This window comes from Caulobacter sp. GW821-FHT12D05, assembly GCF_058807295.1.
Window position 1 is genome coordinate 1,301,918 of sequence record NZ_JBXAQO010000001.1, and the last position, 20,909, is coordinate 1,322,826.

A 20,909-nucleotide genomic window follows, 5' to 3' on the forward strand; every position below is an offset into this window, starting at 1 on the left:
GCGCGATGGGACTCGCGCGTCCGCCGGGACAGGCCTAGATACCGCGCTGGTGATCCGGCGCCTTTGGGGGAAGGTATGCATTCGCACCGACCCGCATTCCGGCTCTGGACCTGCGTCGGCGTTCTGCTGGCCACGGCGGCGACCGCGCACGCGGCCCCTGCCCTCATCGACGTCCGCGCCGGCGCACTGCAGGACGCTTTGAGCGAACTGGCCCGCGAAAACGGCGTCGACATCCTCTATTCCGCGGACCTGGTCAGAGGACGGCGAACCGCTGCCGTCAAGGGACGGTTGACTACGCAGCAGGCGCTCGCCCAGCTGCTAGCCGGTTCGAGCGTCGGCTACCGGGTCACGGTCGACGGCGTCTTCGTGCTGTTCGAACTGCCCAGGCGCGAGATCGTCGACCCGGGCGACGGCGCGATCTCCGAAGTGCTAGTGCCGGGCCGCCGCACGCAAAACGCCGACATCCGCCGCACAGAGAACGACATCCAGCCCTACAGGGTCGTGAGCCCGCGCGACCTGGCCGTCGCGTCCCAGGACAATGTCGACCAGTATCTGCGCGAGCGGTTGTCCGCCAACGGCCAGGCGGTCTCGCCCAGCCAGCAGGTGAACAACACCGGCGCGCCCAATTCGGCGATCGACCTGCGTGGCGTCGGCTTGCAGCGGACCCTGGTCCTGGTCGACGGCCGCCGTCTGCCTGGCCTGCCGACGCGCATGACCGGGCTGGAACAGAGCGATATCAACGCCATCCCCCTGGGCGCGATCGAACGGATCGAAACCCTGACCGCCACGGCCGGCGGCATCCATGGCCCCAACGCCATTGGCGGGGTCGTCAATGTGGTGTTGAAGCGCGACTACCGGGGCGCTGACCTGACCGTGGTCTCCGGGATGTCCAGTCGTGGCGACGCCGGCCGGGGTCGCGTCGAGGCCCGCCTGGGCTTCACGCCCGACCACGGGCGCACCGACGTGATGCTGTCGGCCTCCTACTCGGCCGCCCAGGCGCTCACTGTCGGCCAGCGCGACTACGCCCGTCGGTCCCTGGAGCTGCAGGCCAAGAACAATCCGGCCGAATATCTGATCCAGAACAGGGCGTTGAACGCGATCACCGTCCGCAGCGCCACGGGCGAGTCCTTGCGACTGGACGACGGAACGGTTCTGAGCGGCGTCTACACCTTCCTGCCGATCGGCTTCCAGGGCACGGACCAGGAGAAGGCGGCCCTGCTGATCGCCAATGCCGGCCGCCTGCCTACCGACCCGGCCAAGGGCATGGCCGGCGACGACACCTCGCTGGTCTCGACGCCCAGGACCTATTCCATCCTGTTCAGCGCCCGTCGGCGGATCGGCGACCGGGTCGAGGCCTTCGTTGATGGCCTGGATCTGCACGACCGGGCGCGGGCCTACACGCCCAAGGCCATGAACACGCGCAGCATCATCGCCGCCGACGCCGCCGGCAACCTGTTCGCCAATGCGGTCAATTTCTCGTTCCCCCTGCCCGGCCTGGCCGACCAGAAGACCACCACGGTCGATGTCCGCCGGCTGACCGGAGGCCTGATCGCCACCTTGCCCGGGCGCTGGAAGGCGTCCGTCGACTACACGGTCGGCCGTGCGCTGGTGGACTATCAGCGTGAGGGCCTGATCGCGCCCTCCGGCCTCGACACCGCCCTGCGGACCGGTTCGACCAACGCGCGGGGCCTGGCGCCGATCATGCCTCTGGGGGACTTCGCGACCTTGCAGTCGGCGGCTATGGCCTATGCCATTCCGAGCAGCGACCACACGCGGATCATCACCCAGTTCAGCAGCGGGGTCGTCCGCGCGGCCGGCCCGCTGATGACGCTGCCGGGCGGTCCGCTGACGGCCACCGTGCTGACCGAGATCCGGCGCGAGCGCATGCCGGAAACCGAATATGTGCAGATCAACGAAGCCGGAACGATCCTCAACATCTCGCCCGACCGGGTCCAACGGGTAGCGTCCGGCTATGTCGAGCTGCGGGCGCCGTTGCTGGCGCGCACGTCGCGGCTCGTCCCGGCGCGGGGCCTGGAGCTGCAGCTGGCCGTGCGTCGCGACCAGGTCAGGATGACCTTCCCCGACATCGTCCTGAACGGCGTAGCGACCGTCAGAACCCGCGCCACGACCCGTCACACGGCCGACGTCTATACGGCGGGCCTCCGGACCTTTCCGGCCGACTGGCTGATGCTGCGCGCCAGCGCGGCGACGGGAAAATCACCGCCCGACATGAGCCAGCTGCAGCAGATGGGCATCGTCCCCATCGCCGCCTTCGGACTGACCGATCCCAAGCGCGGCGGGCGCGCCCTCTCCGCCGACGGCCCCTACATCTGGAGCCGCAACGGCTGGCACGACATCGGCCAGGAACAGGGCCTGACGCGGTCGGTCGGCGTGGTGCTGAATCCGTCGGGCCGCGGCGGTCCGCGCGTCTCGATCGACGCCTCGCGGGTCGAGATCCGCGACGAGATCGGCCTTCTCGGCCTGACCCCACAGGCCGTCATCAATGACGAGGCGCGTTATGCCAGGCACGTCGTCCGCGAGCCTCTGTCGCCCACCGACGCGGCCCTGGGCTATTCCGCCGGCCGGATCACCGCCCTCTACACTGGCGTGACCAACATCGGACGCACCGTCGCCGAGACGATCGATGTCCAGCTCGACTGGGCGCTGCCGTCTGTGCGGGGCGGCCAGACCCAGCTCTACGGCGCCGCCACCTGGCAGCCGACCTTGCGGACCCGGCGCAGGCCCGAGACGCCCTGGTTGGACCGGGTAGGCTATCGCGACGGCCCCTTGGAATGGCGCGGCAATGCGGGCCTGCAATGGACGCGCGGCCCGCTGCTGCTGGACCTCAACGCCCAGTACCTGGGACGCTCCAGCCCGCTGTGGTCGCCCTATAGCGGGATCATCCAGACCACCTCGCGCAACCAGGGCCGGACCTACATCCCGTCACGCGTCTATCTGGACCTGGCGACCCGCCGCCGTTTCGATTTCCCGGCCGGCCACGCCCTGCGGTCGCTGGACGTGCGCTTCGCCGTCCAGAACCTGCTGGACACCAGCCCGCCGATCGTCGCCGACCCGGCCAACATGGGCTACGACTATCGCAGCGACCCGCGCCGGCGGCGCTTCGAGCTCAGCCTGTCCGGACACTTCTAGGCCCTGGTGAGGGTTCTTCGAAAACCTGCGTTCCCCCTGGTGAAGGCGTCCGACCGGACGCCCCGCACTTCGGAGGACAGCCCGTGCTCAAACTCATCCCGGTCGCCTTGGCGGCCCTAGCCCTTTCGACATCAGCGCTCGCGCAGGTCACACCCTTCCCGGCCGACTTCAAGACCCAGGAGATCGCCACCAACGGCGTGACGATCCACGTCCGGGTTGGCGGCAAGGGTCCTGCCGTGGTGCTGTTGCACGGCTATGGCGAGACCGGCGACATGTGGGAGCCGATGGCCGCCGACCTCGCCAAGGACCACACCGTGATCGTGCCCGACCTGCGAGGCCTGGGCCTGTCGTCCAAGCCGGCGTCGGGCGGCTATGACAAGAAGACTCAAGGTGGCGACGTGGCCGGCGTGCTCGACGCTCTGAAGGTCACCAAGGTCGACCTGGTCACCCACGACATCGGCAACATGGTCGGCTACGCCTTCGCCGCCGAGCATCGTGATCGGGTCAATCGTTTCGTGCTGATCGACGCGCCCCTGCCCGGCGTCGGGCCGTGGGACGAGATCCTCAAGAACCCCCTGCTGTGGCACTTCCGCTTCGGCGGCCCCGACATGGAACGCCTGGTCGCCGGCCGTGAGCGCATCTATCTGGACCGCTTCTGGAACGAGTTCTCGGCCACGCCCGCCCGCTTCACCGAAGCCTCGCGCCAGCACTACGCCAAGCTCTACGCCCAGCCGGGCGCCATGCACGGCGGCTTCTCGCAGTTCGCCGCTTTCGACCAGGACGCTATCGACAACAAGGCCTTCATGGCCGAGGGCAAGCTGGACATGCCGGTGCTGGCCCTTGGCGGCGAGAAGTCGTTCGGGCCGATGATGGCGACCGTGATGCGTTTCGCCGCCAGCAACGTCACCGAGGGCGTGGTGCCGGACTCCGGCCACTGGATCATGGAAGAGAACCCCAAGGCCACCGTGACGCTGGTGCGTAACTTCCTGGACGCCAAGCCATGAGCCGCCGTCTCGTCCTCGCCAGCGCGGCGCTGCTGCTAATCGCCGGCGCCGCGACGGCCCAGGAGCGCCGGGTGCGTCTGGCCCCGGCGGACATCCAGGCGCTGACCCAGGGCGGCGCGACGGCTGGCACCTCGGGCGTGACCGGCATCCGCACCACGGTGCTGTACGGCGATCCGACCAAGGCCGGTCCTTACACGATCGCGCTGAAGGTCCCTCCGAACACCCGCATCGCCGCCCACGGCCATCGCGACGACCGCACCGCCATCGTGGTCGGCGGCGTCTGGCGGTTCGGCTACGGACGCAAGGCGGACGAGGCCCTGGTCAAGGTGCTGCCGCCGGGCAGCTTCTACAGCGAACCAGCGGGCATCGAGCACTTCGCCATGACCGGTCCGGAAGGCGCGGTCGTCTACATCTCCGGCTATGGCCCGACCAGCACCGACTATGTCGAGCCGGCCGACGCGCCCAAGCCCTGAGGCCAAGTGGGGAGCAAGGCGGACCGCCCTGCTCCCCTTTTCCTTAGTGCCCGACCGCGCGCAGAACGATATCGGCGAAGCCCTCGGCCGTGGCCTTGCGGTTCCAGTCGCGCTGCAACTCGCACGCCACCTGGATCCAGCTGACCGGCTTGCCGCCCGCCTGCACCACACGGTCAATGCCCGCCTCGTGCGCCAGCTGCGAGGTGCCGCCGACGGCGTCCACCACCGCGAAGACGTCATAGCCCTCGGCCAGGGCGTCCAAGGCCGGAAACGCCAAGCAGACCTCGGTCCACAGGGCGACCATGATCAGCTTCTTGCGGCCGGTGGCCTTCACGGCGGCGACGAAGTCGTCGTCCTCCCAAGCGTTGATGGCGGTGCGGTCGATCGGCTGCACGTCGGGCAGGACGTCGGTGATCGGCTTGATGGTCGGGGTGTTGAGGCCCGTGGCCACGTTCACCGTGGTCAGCACCACCGGCAGGTCATACAGCTTGGCCGTCCTGGCCAGGTTCGTGACGTTAGCGATCAGCAGGCGCTTCTCCATCGTGACGATGGACGAGACCTGCACCGGCTGGAAGTCGATGATCAGCAGGGCCGCGTTCTGCGGCGTCAGCAGGTGGTCCGCCAGCGGGTCGCGGATGGTCGAGGGCGATGTCATTTTCGGTTCTCGCTCAAGGGTTTCGAGCGACGACCTGCGACGCTCCCTAAGGGGGAACGCAAGGTTGCCGGAACTCCTCAGCGCCGGGTCGAGACCAGTTCATAGGTGTCGACATCGCGGGCGATCATCCGCACCGGCAGCACCTGCGACACCGATCGGCCGAACCGCTTGATGTCGCCGGTCTTGAAGACGCCGGTGATCCGCAGCGCCGCGACCTTGGGATCACGGATGACGATCCGAGCGCGCGTGTAGCGGTTCAGCTGGGCGACGGCCTCGGACAGCTGCTGGTCGCGGAATTCGACCACGCCCTGCTTCCAGGCCAAGGCTTCGTCCACATTGGTCGACGACACCGCACCCGCCGCGCCGGTCCTGGCCGCGAACGCCTGGCCTGGCGCGAGCCTGACCGCTTGTCCGCCAACCGAGGCCACCGAGACGATCCCCTCGGCCAGAACCACCCTCACAGAGCCCGGCGTCACCTGCACGTCGAATTGGGTGCCCAGCGCCGTGACCACGCGCCCGTCCGCCTGCACGGCGAAGGGATGAGCGCGATCGTGGGCGACGTCGAAGAAGGCGTGGCCGCTCAGCAGGCGCAGATCGCGTCGCCCATCGGTGAAGGCCACGTCCAGGGCGCTGTCAGCGTCCAAGGTCACCCGCGTGCCGTCCGGCAGGTCGACCACGGACTTCTGCCCCTTGCCGGTGACATAGTCGGGCCGGCCCTCGGCGGTGAGCGAGGGCGCCGTCGCGACCTGCACGGGCCTGGCCTCGCGCCTGAACCAGTCTTGCCCGGCCCCGAGCAACAGCGCCGCCGATACCGCCGCGATGGCGATCGACGCCGCGATCAGGCGTGGCAGCCAAGGCTTGGCGACGGGCTCGGGTCCCGCCCGACGGGCCGCCCGCGCCATCGCGGCGATCAGGTCGCTGTCGTCGGCGTCATCGAAAATCGCCCACACCCGATGCACCTGGCCCCAGGCGTCGCGGTTCTCCTGGCTTTCGTCCAGCCAGGCGGCGAACTGCTCGCGCTGGGGCGACTGGTCGAGGTCGTCGTGGGCCAGCCATTGGGCGGCGGCTTGGGCCGGGGTCACGCGGGTCATCGGGCGTCTCCCGCGTGGGCCATCAGATGCTCGATGGCGCGAACCATGTGCTTCTCCACCGCGCTGACCGAGAGCCCCAGCTGAGAGGCGATCGCCTGGTGGCGCAGGCCGTCGATCCGGCGCAGCAGGAAGATGGTCCGCGTCCGCTCCGGCATGGTCATCAGGGCCGCGGCGGCCGCGTTCAAAGCCTGCTTGCCGGCATAGATCCGGGCCGGATCGAAGTCCTGCTCACCGCTCAGGTCCGGATCCAGGGCGACATGCTCGTCGGCATGACGGACCGTGCGGCGGCGGTAGCGGTCGGCCAGGACGCTGGCGGCGGTCTGGAAGATGTAGGCGCTGGCGTGGTCGGTGTTGTCGGGCGTGCCGCGCACGGTCAGGCGCAAGAAGACCTCCTGCACCAGGTCCTCGACCTCGCCGGCGTTGCGCACCCGGCGACGGAAATAGGCGGCCAGGGGCCCACGCATCGCCGCGGCCTGACGAGCGAAGACGTCCGCGCGCGCGGCGGCGTCGGCCTCCTCTCGCGCCATTCTCATCAGAGCCTCCGGCCAGCCGATGCCGGCTTTCGAGAAGGCAAAACGCAGCGGCGCGCGAAGTCCTCATCACGTCGGTGGGGAAATCGTGCCGATTGACGTCAGGCCTCGAGGCCGCGGCGCTCGTTCAGCCGCAGCGTCAGGTCCGCATAGGCCGGCATGTCGGACAGGATGTGGCGGGTCAGGCGCTCGTAGTGCTGAATGAAGACCCCGATCTCGGCGTCGGTCATCGTCCGCGCGCTCTCGCCCACGCGGGCGCGCAGGTCGTGCTCCTGCTGGATGCGCCAGCCGCGCACCACCTCGAAGCCCGGCGCGGCCAGCAGCACCAGTCGGTCGATGCGGGCGAAGAGTTCGGCGTAGTCCGTGGCCAGAGCCAGGTTGGAGAAACGGCGCCACACCAGGCTCGGATCGTGCTCGGCCTCCAGGGCGTTGATCGGCGCCCTCAGGGCCATGTCGTCCTGGGGGCGAGCGCCGACGCACCAGCCTTCGAAGACCAGAACGTCCAACGGCCCTTCCACCGCTGTCCCGGTGGATGCGGGTTCGTCCGTGGCCTTGTCGAAGCGTGGCAGCACCACGTCGGCGCCGGCGCGGACAGCGTCCAGCAGGCGGATGCCCGCTTCCGTATCATGGGTGCCGGGAACGCCCCGCGTCGCGAACAGCGGATGGACCACCTGGCCCAACCGCGCCCGCTCGGCGCGCGAGAAGTAGAGATCGTCGATCGACAGCGTCGCCGCTCGCAGGCCGCGGGCCTCGAGGCGCGCCGTCAGCCCCTCAGCCAGGGTCGACTTGCCCGAGCCCTGCGCCCCGCAGACGCCCAGGACGAACGGCCCGTCGCCGCGCCAGCCGTCCAGGGCCTGCTCGACGGCGTCAAGCGACGCGGTCACGGGGCGGCTTTCCGTCGAAGAAGGCGTCGAGATTGTCGGCCGTGCGCATGCCCATGGCCGTCCGCGTCTCGAGCGTGGCGCTGCCCAGGTGCGGCAGCAGCACGGTGTTGGGCGCGCCCAGCAGCAGCGGGTTCACCTTGGGCTCGCCCTGATAGACGTCCAGGCCGGCGCCGGCGATGACGCCGTCGGCCAGGGCCTTGGCCAGGTCCGCCTCGTTCACGACCGAGCCGCGCGCGGTGTTGATCAGGATCGCCGTCGGCTTCATCCGCGACAGCAGCGCGGCGTTCACCAGATGATGCGTCTCGGCGCCGCCTGGCGTGTGCAGCGACAACACGTCCGAGACCGCCGCCAGGCTTTCCAGGCTCTCGTGATAGGTCGCGCCGTCCTCGTCCGTCACTTGCCGGCGGCTGTAGTAGGCGAGCTCCATGCCCAGCGCCGCCTTGGCGCGCCTGGCGGTGGCGCGGGCGATGCGGCCGTAACCTACCAAGCCCAGGGTCTTGCCCGTCAGCGACTGGCCCAGAAGGTGAGTCGGCCGCCAGCCGGCCCATCGACCCTCCCGCAGCTCACGCTCGCCCTCCCCGGCCCGCCGGCTGGTCATCAGCATCAGCAGCACAGCCAGCTCGGCCGTCGCATCGGTCAGCACGTCGGGGGTATTGGTCACCACGATGCCGGCGGCCTTGGCGGCGCCCAGGTCGATGTGCTCGAAGCCCACGCCGTAGTTGGCGACGATCTTCACACGCGCGCCGGGCGTGCTCAGCACCTCGGCGGGCATCTTGTCCGACACCGTCGGGCAGATGGCGTCGTGCTGGGTCATCGCCGCCCGCAGCTGGGCGATCGTCATCGGCGTGTCGGTCGCGTTCAGCGTCACGTCGTAGCGTGCGGCCAAGCGCTGCTGGACGGCGTCGGGCCAGGAGCGGCTGATCAGGATTTTCGGCTTCATCATCCCGCTTTCGTAGAGGTCCGCGACTAGAGCGACCAGCCCTAGGTCGGGCCAAACCTCAGGGTCGGCTCGGCGATCAGGCCCGACGGCAGGGGTTTCAGCTCGGCCATGTTTTGCGGCTGGAAACGGTCGCCATAGACGTTGCGCAGGGCCGTGTAGTCGGTTGGCGGACGGCCAGCCAGTTCGTTGATCGCGGTGTTGTAGACCCGGATCTCCAGCCGGTTGCGGCCGGGCTTCAGGAAGGGCTTCAGGTCCAGCCGGAACGGCGCGCACCAGATGGCGCCGGCCCGCTGGCCGTTGACGAACACCTCGGCCGCGTCACGAACTGGCGCGTCGTACTGGGCGTAGTAACCGGGTCCCTTGCGCTCGTTGGCGACACCCGGCCCGCCTGCCCCGAGATCGAGCGCGATCGCCGGTGCGTTGAGATCGGCGGCCGTCAGCTCGACGTCACGGGTATAGGTCCCCTGGCCGGAATAGTGCTGAAGCGAGGGCTCGTCGGTCCAGGAGCCGAAGGCTTCGCGCGTCTTGGCGCCCACCTTCACGCGCCAGCCGCCTGTCAGGGGCAGGCTGCGTTCTTCCGCCGGAATAACCTCGCGCGGCGGCGCCATGTCACGACCGAAGACGAAGACGCGGGACCCGAACGGCGCCAGGCGAACCTCGCTGCCGGGCTTGAAGCTGTCGGCGGTCCCCGTCACCGGATCCCAGGCTTGGCCGAGCTCCGCCGAGGCTCCGAACGCCAGCTTGGCGGTGACCGGCGCATTGGTGGTGTTGGCGACGAAATAGAGGTCGCCGCCTTCCAGCTGGCGATGGACGTAGCCGACGCCCTTGGGCGCTCCGCCGAGGTCAGGCGGCAGGAAACCGTTGAGTGTTCCGACCAGTCCGGCCTCGTCCGTGACGGCCGTGCGCTTGGCGCTGAACACGGCCTTCGACAGCTCGGCGACACGGTGGCTCTGGGCGTCCTTCAGCCCCGGCGCCTTGGACGGCGGCGCGCCAACCGCGATGACGATCCCGCCAGCCTCGGCGAAGGCGCGGATGCGCTCATAGGCCTCCGGCGTGATGCGTTCGATGTGGGGCAGCAGCAGGACGTTGTGGTCGATCCCCCGGCGCAGGATGGCGTCGCCGTCGATCAGGTCGAAATTGTAGCCGCCGTCGAGCAGCCCATCCAGGACGGCCTCCGGGAAGGTCTTGCGCAGCACGTCATTGATCGAGACGTCCTTGCCCGGCTGGAAGCCCGACATGATGTCCTCGGTCGGCACGTACAGGGCGACGTCGGCGACGTTCTCGCCCTGGCGCAGCAGGTGGCTCAGGCGCTGCAGATAGAGGTTCACGTCCGCCATCACCGGCCACCACGGATTGTGGTCGTTGAACACCGCCGCCGCGTACAGCGCCCAGCCGGGTTCGGCGACCTTGGGCGGCGAGTACGGCCAGCCGTGCACGATGAACTGGTTGACGCCCTGCAGCATCAGCACATCGGCCTCGGCCTTGATGTCCAGCGGCGTCGCCCGGAAGGCGCCCTTGTGCAGCCAGGTGAAACTCTCGGCCGAGGTCACCGGCTGGCCGTACAGGTGGTTGGCGGAACTGGCCCAGCGGGTCGAGTTCGCCTGCCGCCATTCCGCGCCCTCCCCTTCGGCCAGGTCGACCAGGCGGTTGGAGGACAGGGTCACGGCAGGCGTGCCGTAGGTCTGCGAGCGGAACAGGGTCTGACGCGACTTGGCCCAGGCGCTGACCTGGGACAGGTAATGCTCGTTGACCAGCTCCGACAGCGTCAGGCCCCAGTCGTAACGCACGCCCGCCGAGCGGTCGGTGTCGTGGAACAGGCTCAGCAGATGCGGGGCCAGGTCATAGCCGCGGCGGGCCTTGAACTCAGGCAACAGGTCGTCGGTCCAGTTGGATCCGTAGGCCTCCAGGCTGTCGCTGAAGATGGCGTAGGGTCGGTCCTCACCGAACGCCGCCAGCAACGGTTCGCCCACGGTGTCGAGATGCTTGCGAACGGCGCGGGCGTTCAGGTGGTCGAGCACGAAGCCTTCCGAGCCGACCGTCGGGCGCTTGACCTGCTGGCGGGTGCGCGCCTGCTGGATCAGATACAGGGTCCGGTCCGCTGAGGCCTTGGCGAACACGGCGCGCGCGCCTCGGATCTCGACAGGTTGGGCGTCGGCCGGCGAGGTCCCGACGAAGGCGGCGATATAGCGCTGACCCGGCTCGAGCGCCGGCAGGTCTGCGCCCTCGGCGCCGCCGGGCGCGGGCAGGTCCAGCTTGACGACCTTCGAGGCGGCGATCTCCGGGTCGATATGTGGTCCTCCGAAGGGCCAGCCCGAGCCCAGGGTCATGTCGGCGCGCAAGCCTTCGGCGCGCCCCGTCCGCACCGCGACCGAGACCATGTCCAGGAAGTCCTTCGACAGGTACGGCTTGTTGCGGATGCCCAGCTTGGGATCGTCCAGCGACAGCGGATAGACCGGCTGGATCTCGAAGCCCCCGAAGCCGCCTGCCTTCATCGCCTTGATCTCGCGGACGATCTCGTCGGCCTCGACCGCGCCGCCGAACCACCACCAGCGGACCATGAGCCGGCTGTCGGCGGGCGGCTGGACGAACCCGGCGGCCAGCTGCGCCAGACCCGGCCGGCTCGCCGCCGTCGCGGGCAAGGCCGTCGAGAGGCCCAGCGCGCTGGCGCCGAGCAGGAATCCACGTCGTGTCGCCCGCATGCTTAAAACTCCGGGGACCGGCCCCTCGCGAGGCCGGTCCCTTCTTGAACACTAGAACGTCGCGATCAGGCCAACATAGTAGCGCCGGCCCGAAAAGGTGGTGTCGTAGACATACGGCGTGCCGCCGCCAATGCTGCGGAACTCGTCCGGCGCGAAGCGCGACATCTTGTCGTCGAGCAGGTTCTTGCCCTCGGCGAACAGCTGGATCTGCTTGGTCAGCTTGTAGGAAGCCCGTGCGTCCAGCGACTTGGTGCCGATCTTGAAGATCGGCGAAACAACCTTGTAGTAGCTGGTCGTCGTTCCGCCGCCGGCCGCCGGGATCCGGTTGATGCCCGCCACTTCGGTGCGATCGTAGTACAGGTCGCGGCGCTGGTAGGCGATGCGGGCGTTCACCCGGCCGTCGTCGTACCAGAGGTTCAGATTGTAGGTGAAGCTGGACTGCTTGGCGGGCGGCAGCGACTTGCCCGTGAACAGGTCGATCTGGGTGTTGGTCTCGTTCGACTCGTTCTTGGCGTAGTTGAAGCCGGCGCCGGTATATTTCAGCCGCCACGGCAGGAAGGTGAAGGCCGTGCGGCCCGCCACTTCGAAACCTTTCTGCTTCAGGCCGCTGGGGCCGTCCACATAGGTGTTGGCGGCATATTTCTCGCCGTCGAGATCGTAGTTGGCGATCGTGACGGGGTCAGGATAGCCCGACTTCACGTCGATCGCGAACAGGCCCACGCTGAGCTGGGTGTCGGCGTTCGGGTACCATTCGGCCGACAGGTTCTGGGTGGTGGCCGCATAGCCCTTCAGTTCGGGATTGCCGATGCGACCCGTGCAGTTGCTGACCGCGTCGCCACGGATCAGGCTGGCGTCGTCTTCGTCCGAGTTCGGATCGTTGAACTGGCCGGGATACTGCGCGATCAGCTTCTCGATCGCCGCCTGGGTCGTCGCGTCGATCTTGTTGCAGGTCGCCGAGCTGGTGCCGGTCAGCTCCCCCATCTTGGGTCGCGCGCGCTGCTTGGCGATCGAATAGCGGACCACGAACTGGTCCTCGATCGGCCACAGGGCCAGGTTGAAGCTGGGCAGGAAGTCGTTCGACTTGCGCTTGATGTCCGTCATCCTGCGCTCGACGAGCGTGGCGGTGATCACCGAGTTGGGATCGACGACCTTGCCGGCGTTGAGGTCCGCCAGCGCGGCCGGGTTGATGGTCAGGTTGTTGAGCACGACCGACGGCTGACCCGTGACGTCCACCTGCTGGTAGCGCACGCCGAAGTTGCCCATGACCGGCATCCAGGCCAGCCGCGTCTCGAAGTCGACCATGGCGTAGGCCGAGGTCGTCTTCTCCGTGGTCGAGAACGACGGGCGGTCATAGGTTTTGCCGTCCGAGGCCACACAGCGATACAGGCAGTCGATATTGTGCCGGCTCAGGTCGGCATTCTGGCCAAGCTCGCCGAAGAACTTCTTGAAATCATAGGCCGCCCAACTGTCGAGCAGCGTGCCGCGATCGGGCATGCCGCCGAAGAACTGACCGCCCGGAATGTCCTGCAGGCTGTTCTTGATCAGCGACTGATACTGGTCCTGGGTCAGGGTGTAAGTGCGGTACCGCTGGTCCTGGACCGTGGTGCTGGGACGATCAGCCGTGCCGAACTTGCAGGGCGCGGACGCCGGCGCCGCCGACGGCAAGCAGAACTGGACCAGGTCCAGGGCGCGCGCGCGATACAGGGTCACGCCCGGCGACAGGTCGAAACCGCCTTCGCGCCAGGTGGTGTTGTCGTGGTCACGGCGCTGGATACCGAACTTGAAGGTCTTGACCGGACCGAAGTCATCGAACTCGCGCGTGACGTCGATCTGGTAGTTGAGCTCGGTGCTTTTGTCGGCTTGGGGCGTGTATTCCAGCTGCGACGTGGCGCTTAGGCCGTTGGCGCCCAGCACCGGATAATAAGAGGCCGGGTTGCTCAGATCGACCGAGGTCGGCGTCAGGATGGTCCACAGGCCGTTCTCGGGCACCATCTTGAAGGTCGCCGACGGGATCGAGGCCACGAAGCTGAACGCCTCGTCCTCGCGCGTGGACTTGGCCATGCCGTACTGGACCCGAGCCTTGGCGATCCACTTGCCGGCGGCGAAGTCCGCGCCCCCCTGCAGGTAGTGCTGCTGATCGTGGCGCTCGATGTAGCGGTCCTGGGTCGTCCAGTTCAGGGTCGTCGAACCGTTGCCGCGGATCAGGTCGAACTGCGTCACGTAGTGGTTCGGATTGACCGTGACGTTGCGCATGCTGGTCGCCAGGACGCCGGCCGTGTTGGTCGTGCCCGTCGGGCTGGCGACGCTGAGATTGAAGTTGTTGAAACCCTGATCATTGATGTTGGGATTGTACGACGCGAAGACGGTCAGGTTGTCGTTGACCCGAAAGTCGGCGCGGAACTGGGCCGAATAACGCTTGTCCTCGCGGACGCCCCGGCTGAAGCGCACCAGCGACGGGACGAAGTCCTCGAACTGGGCGTAGCAGTTCAGACGGGAGTCGGCCGCCGTCCCTATTGGCGCCGGCAAAGACGCGCAGTCGGCCTTGCTGGTCACGGCCGCCGCGATCGGGTCGTACGGCGTCGTGAAGCTCTTGCTCGCCGAGTTGTCATGGTCACCCAGCGGGATGTAGCCCGCCTGCTTGTCCGAGACCCGCGCGGTGTCGGTGACGGTGCGCACGTCGTCATAGGTGAAGTTGACCAGGATCCCGAGGCGGTCGTCGAAGAATTTGCGCGTGGCGAAGGCGCTGATGCGCGGCGACCACTTCTTCTCCAGCGAGCTGTTCTGGTACTGGACGTTCAGCTTGACCATGGGCTTGCTGAAATCCAGGCCGCCGCGCTGCTCGATCCTCACCGTGCCGCCGACGCCGCCGGGCGTCATGTCGGCGGTCTGGCCCTTGATGACGTCGACGCTCTTGATCAGGTCCGACGACATGTCGCCCAGGCCGGTCACCGAGCGGCCGTCCTGATTGCCCGTGGCCAACATCGACATACCGTCGACCTCGACGCGCACCAGGTCGGCGCTCTGGCCGCGAATGGAGAACCCGCCCTGCTGGCCGTCGTCGGCGACATCCAGGGCCACGCCGGCGATGCGGGCCACGGCTTCGCCGACGTTCTTGTCGGGGAAGTTGCCGACGTCATCGGCGACGATCGAGTCCTGGTTGGTGGCCGCGCGCTTCTTGCGCTGGATCGCCGACTGCTCGGCCTTGCGCGCGCCGACCACGATGATCTCTTCGACCTGCTCGCTAGCGGCCGGCGTCGCGGCGGCCGTGGCGACGGTCTGAGCGCTGGCGGCGCTCGCCGCCCCGGCGGCCAGCGCCAGGATCGACGCGCCGACCATCAGCTTCACAGCGACGGCATCTGTGTTCTTCGAGAGTTTCATGTTGTTCCCTACCCCGGCCTATCGGCCTCTTTTCTTGTGTCTTGGCGGATGCGGCCGCGATTTCACGGCCGCATCGACAGAACTTTTGTTTTCAGACAAGCGTCATCATTCGCCCCGGCGCGGGGCGTTGATCTTCCTTTCCAGTCTTGATCGGTGATTTAGGCTCTTCGCACCTTACGGATGCGAAGGCGCCCACTGCTCATACGCATCCAAAGCCTTTTGCGGGCCGGACGAATACCAGGAGTATCCGTTGCGGCGTCCCTTGGAGATTTCGTTCACGTCGTCGTGGATGGTCTTGCCCCAGTCGCCGAAGATCGGCTGGCCCGTGACGATGTCGTAGTTGCGCGACCAGGTGACCGGCGCGCCGGGCTTGTCGACCAGCTTGCGGCCTTCCTCGTCGCTGATCTTGGTGAAGGCCTTGTCGCGGACGGCGTGAGCCTTCAGCCAGGCGACGCCGGCATGGATCGAGGCCTTCACCTCGGGCGTCGGGGTCGGCTGGCGCATCAGGAACAGCAGGATGTCAGTGCTCTCGGCGCTGGCCAGCGAGCGCATCTCGTAGTCGCGCGCCGAGCTGGGTTTCAGGGTCAGCGGATCGACCTGCTGGGGCCAGACGGTCTTCTTGCCGCCGACCACCACCTGGGCGTCCAGGATCGGACGGATGGCGCGCGCCGAAGCCGCGCCGGCCGTCTTGCGCAGGGCGGGCGGGGCGAAGTCGAAGCCTTCCTTGGCCTCGGCCACGTCCTCCAGGATCATGGCCGCCTCGGCCACGGCGTTGTCGTTGAACGTCACCGCGTCGTGGAAGCCGCCCTCGATCGGATAGATCTGCGGCCAGCCGCCATTGGGATACTGCGCCGCCAGCAGGTAGTTCACGCCCTTGAGAATGCTGGCGCGATAGGCGTCGCCGTCCTTGCCCGGGGCCTGCTGCTGCACCTTGGCCAGAAAGCGCATCTCGGTCGTGGTCGCGCCATTGTCCAGCGTACCGACGAAGGTCCAGAAGCGGTCGGTCGGCGTGTCGAAGCTGTCGTCCAGCGCCATGTGCTCGGCGTTGTTGGCGTAGCGCTGGCCCTTCAGGCGCGGCGGCTTGGTGCGATCCTGGTTCTTGCTCCAGCCACCGGCGGGGGTCTGGAAGCTGACGATGGTGTCGGCGATGGCGCGGGCTTCGGCGCTGGCGTACCAGGCCGCGTCCTTGTCCAGCGGCATGTGACCGCTGCCGGCCTCGGGCGGCGGGGGCGGCGTCTGACCGGCGGGAAGCTCGGCCGCCAGGGTGGCCTTGTCGGTCTGCATCTGGGCTTGCGAGCGCTTGATATAGGCCGCCCAGGCCGCGCGCTGCGCCGCCGGCAGCTCGGTGAGCCGCTCGGCGGTCAGCGAACGCGCCGGCTGGTTCTTGCCGATCACCGCGGCATTCACGACGCCTGGCGCGACCATCATCGTCATGCCCAGCAGCGCCGCGCGGCAGACGCCGCCGATCGAACCGTTTGTCTTCGTCACTTCCTCACCCGACTCTTTTCAATGCGACAACGCGTGCGAACCCGGCTCCCGACGTGAATCGGCAACCGCCTCGCGCAACGCACCTTAAGGCGCCTTTGCACGATCGCACACCATTATCCCACATAATGGTCTTACCATTTACATGATGGAACGCGTTTAGCGTGAGCAAGTCAATTACTAATGAACTGGATTTTATCAATGCGGACAGACCAGTTGCCGGATGAAGGCAGGTCGAGGCGCGCGGAAACGCCTCCTCCGCATACGCACGGAGGGTCTGGGCGCTAAGCAATAGCGCTTATTTTCAATGAGATAGATCTTGCGACCTCGCGCCGACACATCGCCGGCCCAGCCCCTGTGTCCGGCGGATCAAGCGCCTAAAATTGGCTAACCCAATTTCACCGCCGTGGGTGGTCAGCCACCGCCGGCATGGCGCAGCAGATTGTCCCGCGCCTTGGAGATCGCCTTCTGCACCATGGCGAACTCCTCGGGTTCCAGTCCGGTGGCCTGGACCAGCGTGCGCTGACCGCCCTTCTCCCGCAACGCACGGCCAGCTTCAGTCAGGGTGATGATGACCTGGCGCTCGTCGGCGGGGTCGCGGCGGCGCTGCAGATATCCGTCGGCTTCCAGCTTCTTGAGGATCGGCGTGAGGGTGTTGGACTCCAGGAAGAGCTTCTCGCCCAGGTGCTTGACGCTGAGGCTGCCCTCCTCCCACAGCGCCACGATGATGATCCACTGCGTGTAGGTCAGGCCCAGCTCGTCCAGGATGGGCTTGTACGCCCGGCCATAGGCGAGATTGGCCGAATAGACCGCGAAACACAGGAAATCGGCCAGTTTCGGGGCCTTGGCGGCGGGATCGGGCTTCGACATCGGGGTCCTTCGCGAGCGTGGCGTCGTACGGTGCGAGCAATATAATTCGGATCCGATTAAATCGGAAGGTTGACAAGTTTGGATTGCCAAACTTATTACATCGCATCCGATCTATTCGGATCCGATTTGAAGGGAACCTCCCCATGACCGCCCCCATCGACACCGTGCTCTACACCGCTCAAACCCATGTCACCGGCGGCCGCGACGGCGCCGCGCGCAGCAGCGACGGCAAGCTGGACGTGCGCCTGTCGCCGCCTGGCAGCGCCGCCCCCGGCACGAACCCCGAGCAGCTCTTCGCCGCCGGCTGGTCGGCCTGCTTCATCGGCGCCATTGGCCTGGCCGCCCGCGCCCAGGGCGTGACCCTGCCGCCTGGCGTGGCCGTCGACGCCGAGGTCGACCTGGCCAAGGCCGGCGAGGCCTATCTGCTGCGCGCCCGCCTGAACGTCAGCCTGCCGGGCCTGGACAAGACGCTCGCCCAGAGCCTGGTCGAGGCGGCGCACCAGACCTGCCCGTACTCGAAGGCCACCCGCGACAACATCGACGTGACGCTGACCGTCGCCTGATCGCACCTTGGGGGCGCCGTTCGGCGGCGCCCCTCCGTCCCCCAGGAGGAAATTCATGTCATCCGACCAAGCGTCCATGCGCTTCCATGCCGTGTCCCTGAGCGTCGCGGCCGTCGCCGCGGCAGCCACCTACGGCACCAACACCGCCATGCTGCCCGCCCCCGCCATGTTCCTAGGCTGGGTCGCCTTCGACCTGGCCGGACCGTCGCGACGTGGCGGTCTGGCCAACACCGGCGCCTTCCTGCTGGGCCTGGCCTTTGGCGCGGGAACGGCCCTGACCGCCACGGCGGTGACGCCGGCTCTGGGCGTCCTGGCCACACCGCTGGCCGTGGCGGGCGTGGTCGTGCTGGTCCTGTCCCTGCGCGGACTGCCGACGCTGAACAATCCCCTCGCCTATTTCCTGGGCCTGACCAGCTTCTTCTATTCGGGCCTGGCCCCGACCGGTCAGACCCTGCTCGCCCTGGGCGCGGCCGGCGTCATCGGCGGCGCGGCCTGCGCGCTGGCCGGTCTGGCCCAGAGCCTGGTCGTCCGTTCGACGGAGGTCCGTCATGCGTAACCCCTCGCGCCGAAACATCCTGCAGGCCGCCGGTGCGCTCACGATGCTGGCGCCCGCCATCGCCGCCGCCTCTCCGGCTCCATGGACGCTGCGCGAGGTCGCGACCGAAGACCTCATCATCAGCTATGCCGAGCTGGGCCCCGCCCACGGCGCGCCCGTGCTGCTGCTGCACGGATGGCCCTATGACATCCACGCCTATGCCGAGGTCGCGCCGATCCTGGCGGCCGCTGGCAAGCGGGTGATCGTTCAGTCCCTGCGCGGCTATGGCGCCACCCGCTTCCGCTCGGCCGCCACGCCGCGCAACGGCCAGCAGGCCGCCCTGGCCGTCGACGTGATCGCGCTGATGGACGCCCTGGGCATCGACAAGGCCGTCATCGGCGGCTTCGACTGGGGCGCGCGCACCGCCAATATCGTCGCCGCCCTGTGGCCCGAACGCGTCCAGGCCATGGTGTCGGTCAGCGGCTATCTGATCGGCAGCCAGCAGGCCAATCAGGCGCCGCTACCGCCCGAGGCCGAGCTGTCCTGGTGGTACCAGTTCTACTTCGCCACCGAGCGCGGCCGCCTGGGCTATGAGGCCAATCGCGACGCCTTCGCGCGACTGATCTGGCGCACGGCGTCGCCCAAGTGGGCGTTCGACGACGCGACCTTCGCGCGCTCGGCCGCGTCGCTGGCCAATCCCGACCACGTGGCGATCACGATCCATAACTACCGCTGGCGGCTGGGCCTGGTTCAGGGCGAAGCGCGCTTCGACGCCCTGGAAGCCAAGCTGGCTCAGCGCCCCGATATCCAGGTCCCGACCATCACCCTGGAAGGCGACGCCAATGGCGCGCCGCATCCGCCGCCGGAAGCCTATGCCGGCAAGTTCAAGGGCCGCTACGAGCACCGCCTGCTGACCGGCGGCATCGGCCACAACCCGCCGCAGGAAGCGCCCCAGGCCTTCGCGCGCGCCGTCCTGGATGTCGCGCGCTGGGCGGCCTAGGGCGCGAGCTTCGGGACGATCACCTTCATGCTGGCCTCGAAGGCGTCGAAGGCCCGCTCCAGGCGCCACTGGTCGCGCGCCTTGGGGCTGGCCTTCAGCACGGCCGCGCAGGCCGTCGACGGCGTCGGGGTCCCAACGTTCGTACACGGACCATCCCACAGGCTGACGCCCTGCAGGAACGAATAGGTCAGGCTGTCGCGGGACATCTGTTTCAGCCGTCCGTAGCTCACGCCCTGCTCCAGGACCGCGCGCATGTACTCCTGGGTCAGGTCGCTGCGCGCGACGCCCATGTCGTCGGTGGACAGGGTCACAGGCACCCCGGCCGCCATGTACAGCGACAGCGGATGGTCCTTGCCCTTCACGCCCAGGATGACGTCGTTGCTGGTCAGATTAATCTCGACGGCGACCTTGTCGCGGGCCATGCGCGCCAGCACCGTTTCGGCGTCGTCCTCATAGGCGATGTCGACCCCGTGGCCGATGCGGCGCGCCCTGGCGATCTCGACCGCCTCGGCGATGTGGAAGCGCAGGTCGCGCGGCGGCGTCAGGCCCATCGCCAGTTCGCCGGCGTGCAGGGTCAGGGGCACGTCGGGATAGAGCGCCTTGAAGAAGGCGAAGAGGCGCATGTGCAGCCGGTAGTCCCGTAGCGACACCGGGCCGTCCTCAGGCTCCAGGATGTTGATCCCGACATAGCGCGGATCGGTCTTCACCAGGGCGAAGGCGGCGGCCATCTGGCCGAACACCACTTCGGGCGGGCGCTGACGCGAGATCGACAGCAGATAGCGCAGCGTGACGTCGCACGCCGGCTCAGGCTTGGCGGTCCCACAGCGGTTGAGGGCGGCGACGGCCTTGTCGTTGGCGTCCGCCACGGCTGCCGCCGCCGGCAGGGCCTTGGCGATCGTCGGCTTCAACTGGTCGAGGCGGGCTTGCAGGATCTTGGCGTCCAGTTGCTGGGGCGGCGCGCCGTCGGCCGTCCGGATCCAAGGATCGGTCCATGGGATCGCGGCCGAGGCCTCGACCACCGCGCGTGACGCGCTCGAACCGGCCATCAGCTCCAGATACAGGGTGTTGTCGAGCGCGGCCTGGCGCAGGGCCTCGGCCTGGATGTTCACGCCGCGATCCGCGCCACCGCCCCGGCCGAAGCGACCGAAGGTGCGGAAGAACCGCCGGTGGCCGGAGACCTCGGGCTCGCCCACGCCCTGCTCGAAACGGCGGGTGGAGAGCGCATCGACAATGTCGCTGTAGAGGTCGGGATCGCGCTCGGGCAGCCCCTTCAAGGCGACCAGATCGGAACCTGAGTCGCCGCACGGCGCCGGAACCAAGGATTGGCTGGCCTTGGAAAAGCAGCCGTCGGCCGCCGCCGCCCAGGTGATGAAGTCCTCGGCATAGGTGCCGCCGCCCGCGTGGTTATGCAGGTCCGCGCCCTTGGGCATCTTGGTGAGCAGGATGCGCAGCAACGGCGGGGAGTTCGCCGCCTTGGCCAGCAAGGCGTCCAGTTCGGCGTCCGCGGGCGTTCCGGCCACGACCGGACCGGCCGACGCCAGGCAGCTGGCGGCGAACAGGGCCGCAAGGCCCTTCATGCATGCGGACATCAAACGCTCTCCCCCATATGAAAACGGCCTCGGCGCGAACGCCGAGGCCGATACTTAAGCTGT

General features: G+C 68.1%; 16 protein-coding genes. 6 read left to right on the top strand and 10 right to left on the bottom strand.

Annotation, left to right across the window (positions count from 1 at the left end):
* Positions 1–75: 75 nt before the first annotated feature.
* From AC1RRR_RS05665 to AC1RRR_RS05675, 3 genes are all read left to right on the top strand, one after another.
* The gene (locus tag AC1RRR_RS05665; protein ID WP_492811218.1) at positions 76–3,150 is read left to right on the top strand and encodes a TonB-dependent receptor plug domain-containing protein; all 3,075 of its coding nucleotides are present in this window, start codon (positions 76–78) and stop codon (positions 3,148–3,150) included.
* An 83-nt stretch (positions 3,151–3,233) separates the two neighbouring features.
* Positions 3,234–4,154: an alpha/beta fold hydrolase gene (locus tag AC1RRR_RS05670; RefSeq protein WP_492811220.1), complete on the top strand. Its 921-nt coding sequence runs from the start codon at positions 3,234–3,236 to the stop codon at positions 4,152–4,154.
* Complete coding sequence (locus tag AC1RRR_RS05675) at positions 4,151–4,627, top strand: cupin domain-containing protein (RefSeq protein ID WP_492811222.1); 477 nt, start codon at positions 4,151–4,153, stop codon at positions 4,625–4,627. The genes AC1RRR_RS05670 and AC1RRR_RS05675 overlap by 4 nt, the downstream gene beginning before the upstream one ends.
* A gap of 43 nt (positions 4,628–4,670) precedes the next feature.
* On the opposite strand, the gene AC1RRR_RS05680 is transcribed toward AC1RRR_RS05675, so the two are convergent.
* From AC1RRR_RS05680 to AC1RRR_RS05720, 9 genes are all read right to left on the bottom strand, one after another.
* On the bottom strand, positions 4,671–5,282 hold the full coding sequence (locus AC1RRR_RS05680) for a hydrolase (RefSeq protein WP_492811224.1): 612 nt from the start codon (positions 5,280–5,282) through the stop codon (positions 4,671–4,673).
* Between the two features lie 77 nt (positions 5,283–5,359).
* Positions 5,360–6,373 (bottom strand): FecR family protein, encoded by a 1,014-nt coding sequence (locus AC1RRR_RS05685; protein ID WP_492811226.1) that lies wholly within the window; start codon positions 6,371–6,373, stop codon positions 5,360–5,362.
* A complete protein-coding gene (locus tag AC1RRR_RS05690; RefSeq protein ID WP_492811228.1) occupies positions 6,370–6,906 on the bottom strand; it encodes an RNA polymerase sigma factor in 537 nt (178 codons plus the stop codon). Before AC1RRR_RS05690 ends, AC1RRR_RS05685 begins: the two co-directional genes overlap by 4 nt.
* A 98-nt stretch (positions 6,907–7,004) precedes the next feature.
* Positions 7,005–7,787, bottom strand: coding sequence for a kinase (locus tag AC1RRR_RS05695; protein WP_492811230.1), 783 nt, complete (start codon positions 7,785–7,787; stop codon positions 7,005–7,007).
* On the bottom strand, positions 7,771–8,730 hold the full coding sequence (locus tag AC1RRR_RS05700; RefSeq protein WP_492811232.1) for a 2-hydroxyacid dehydrogenase: 960 nt from the start codon (positions 8,728–8,730) through the stop codon (positions 7,771–7,773). The genes AC1RRR_RS05695 and AC1RRR_RS05700 overlap by 17 nt, the downstream gene beginning before the upstream one ends.
* Before the next feature lie 38 nt (positions 8,731–8,768).
* A complete protein-coding gene (locus AC1RRR_RS05705; protein WP_492811234.1) occupies positions 8,769–11,426 on the bottom strand; it encodes a glycosyl hydrolase in 2,658 nt (885 codons plus the stop codon).
* A 51-nt stretch (positions 11,427–11,477) separates the two neighbouring features.
* Positions 11,478–14,804, bottom strand: a complete 3,327-nt coding sequence (locus tag AC1RRR_RS05710; protein ID WP_492811236.1) for a TonB-dependent receptor — start codon at positions 14,802–14,804, stop codon at positions 11,478–11,480.
* A 174-nt stretch (positions 14,805–14,978) separates the two neighbouring features.
* On the bottom strand, positions 14,979–16,292 hold the full coding sequence (gene pelA, locus AC1RRR_RS05715; protein WP_492811238.1) for a pectate lyase: 1,314 nt from the start codon (positions 16,290–16,292) through the stop codon (positions 14,979–14,981).
* A 411-nt stretch (positions 16,293–16,703) separates the two neighbouring features.
* Positions 16,704–17,159, bottom strand: a complete 456-nt coding sequence (locus AC1RRR_RS05720) for a MarR family winged helix-turn-helix transcriptional regulator (protein ID WP_492811240.1) — start codon at positions 17,157–17,159, stop codon at positions 16,704–16,706.
* 143 nt (positions 17,160–17,302) lie between these two features.
* Here AC1RRR_RS05720 and AC1RRR_RS05725 point away from each other — a divergent pair, with 143 nt between their 5' ends.
* Genes AC1RRR_RS05725 through AC1RRR_RS05735 form a run of 3 tightly spaced genes read left to right on the top strand, consistent with a single transcriptional unit; the run spans position 17,303 to position 19,257 of the window.
* A complete protein-coding gene (locus AC1RRR_RS05725) occupies positions 17,303–17,722 on the top strand; it encodes an organic hydroperoxide resistance protein (RefSeq protein WP_492811242.1) in 420 nt (139 codons plus the stop codon).
* A 55-nt stretch (positions 17,723–17,777) separates the two neighbouring features.
* Entirely contained in the window at positions 17,778–18,278 is a 501-nt protein-coding gene (locus AC1RRR_RS05730; RefSeq protein WP_492811244.1) for a DUF1097 domain-containing protein, read from the top strand.
* On the top strand, positions 18,271–19,257 hold the full coding sequence (locus AC1RRR_RS05735) for an alpha/beta fold hydrolase (protein ID WP_492811246.1): 987 nt from the start codon (positions 18,271–18,273) through the stop codon (positions 19,255–19,257). The genes AC1RRR_RS05730 and AC1RRR_RS05735 overlap by 8 nt, the downstream gene beginning before the upstream one ends.
* On the opposite strand, the gene AC1RRR_RS05740 is transcribed toward AC1RRR_RS05735, so the two are convergent.
* Entirely contained in the window at positions 19,254–20,846 is a 1,593-nt protein-coding gene (locus tag AC1RRR_RS05740; protein WP_492811247.1) for an adenosine deaminase family protein, read from the bottom strand. The two genes, AC1RRR_RS05735 and AC1RRR_RS05740, sit on opposite strands and share 4 nt — an antisense overlap.
* Between the last annotated feature and the right edge of the window lie 63 nt (positions 20,847–20,909).

Coding starts and splice junctions, on each gene's coding strand:
- AC1RRR_RS05710 (WP_492811236.1), bottom strand. CDS start 14,804: ATGAAACTCTCGAAGAACACAGATGCCGTCGCTGTGAAGCTGATGGTC.
- AC1RRR_RS05720 (WP_492811240.1), bottom strand. CDS start 17,159: ATGTCGAAGCCCGATCCCGCCGCCAAGGCCCCGAAACTGGCCGATTTC.
- AC1RRR_RS05690 (WP_492811228.1), bottom strand. CDS start 6,906: ATGAGAATGGCGCGAGAGGAGGCCGACGCCGCCGCGCGCGCGGACGTC.
- AC1RRR_RS05665 (WP_492811218.1), top strand. CDS start 76: ATGCATTCGCACCGACCCGCATTCCGGCTCTGGACCTGCGTCGGCGTT.
- AC1RRR_RS05675 (WP_492811222.1), top strand. CDS start 4,151: ATGAGCCGCCGTCTCGTCCTCGCCAGCGCGGCGCTGCTGCTAATCGCC.
- AC1RRR_RS05740 (WP_492811247.1), bottom strand. CDS start 20,846: ATGTCCGCATGCATGAAGGGCCTTGCGGCCCTGTTCGCCGCCAGCTGC.
- AC1RRR_RS05730 (WP_492811244.1), top strand. CDS start 17,778: ATGTCATCCGACCAAGCGTCCATGCGCTTCCATGCCGTGTCCCTGAGC.
- AC1RRR_RS05735 (WP_492811246.1), top strand. CDS start 18,271: ATGCGTAACCCCTCGCGCCGAAACATCCTGCAGGCCGCCGGTGCGCTC.
- AC1RRR_RS05705 (WP_492811234.1), bottom strand. CDS start 11,426: ATGCGGGCGACACGACGTGGATTCCTGCTCGGCGCCAGCGCGCTGGGC.
- AC1RRR_RS05725 (WP_492811242.1), top strand. CDS start 17,303: ATGACCGCCCCCATCGACACCGTGCTCTACACCGCTCAAACCCATGTC.
- AC1RRR_RS05700 (WP_492811232.1), bottom strand. CDS start 8,730: ATGATGAAGCCGAAAATCCTGATCAGCCGCTCCTGGCCCGACGCCGTC.
- AC1RRR_RS05685 (WP_492811226.1), bottom strand. CDS start 6,373: ATGACCCGCGTGACCCCGGCCCAAGCCGCCGCCCAATGGCTGGCCCAC.
- AC1RRR_RS05680 (WP_492811224.1), bottom strand. CDS start 5,282: ATGACATCGCCCTCGACCATCCGCGACCCGCTGGCGGACCACCTGCTG.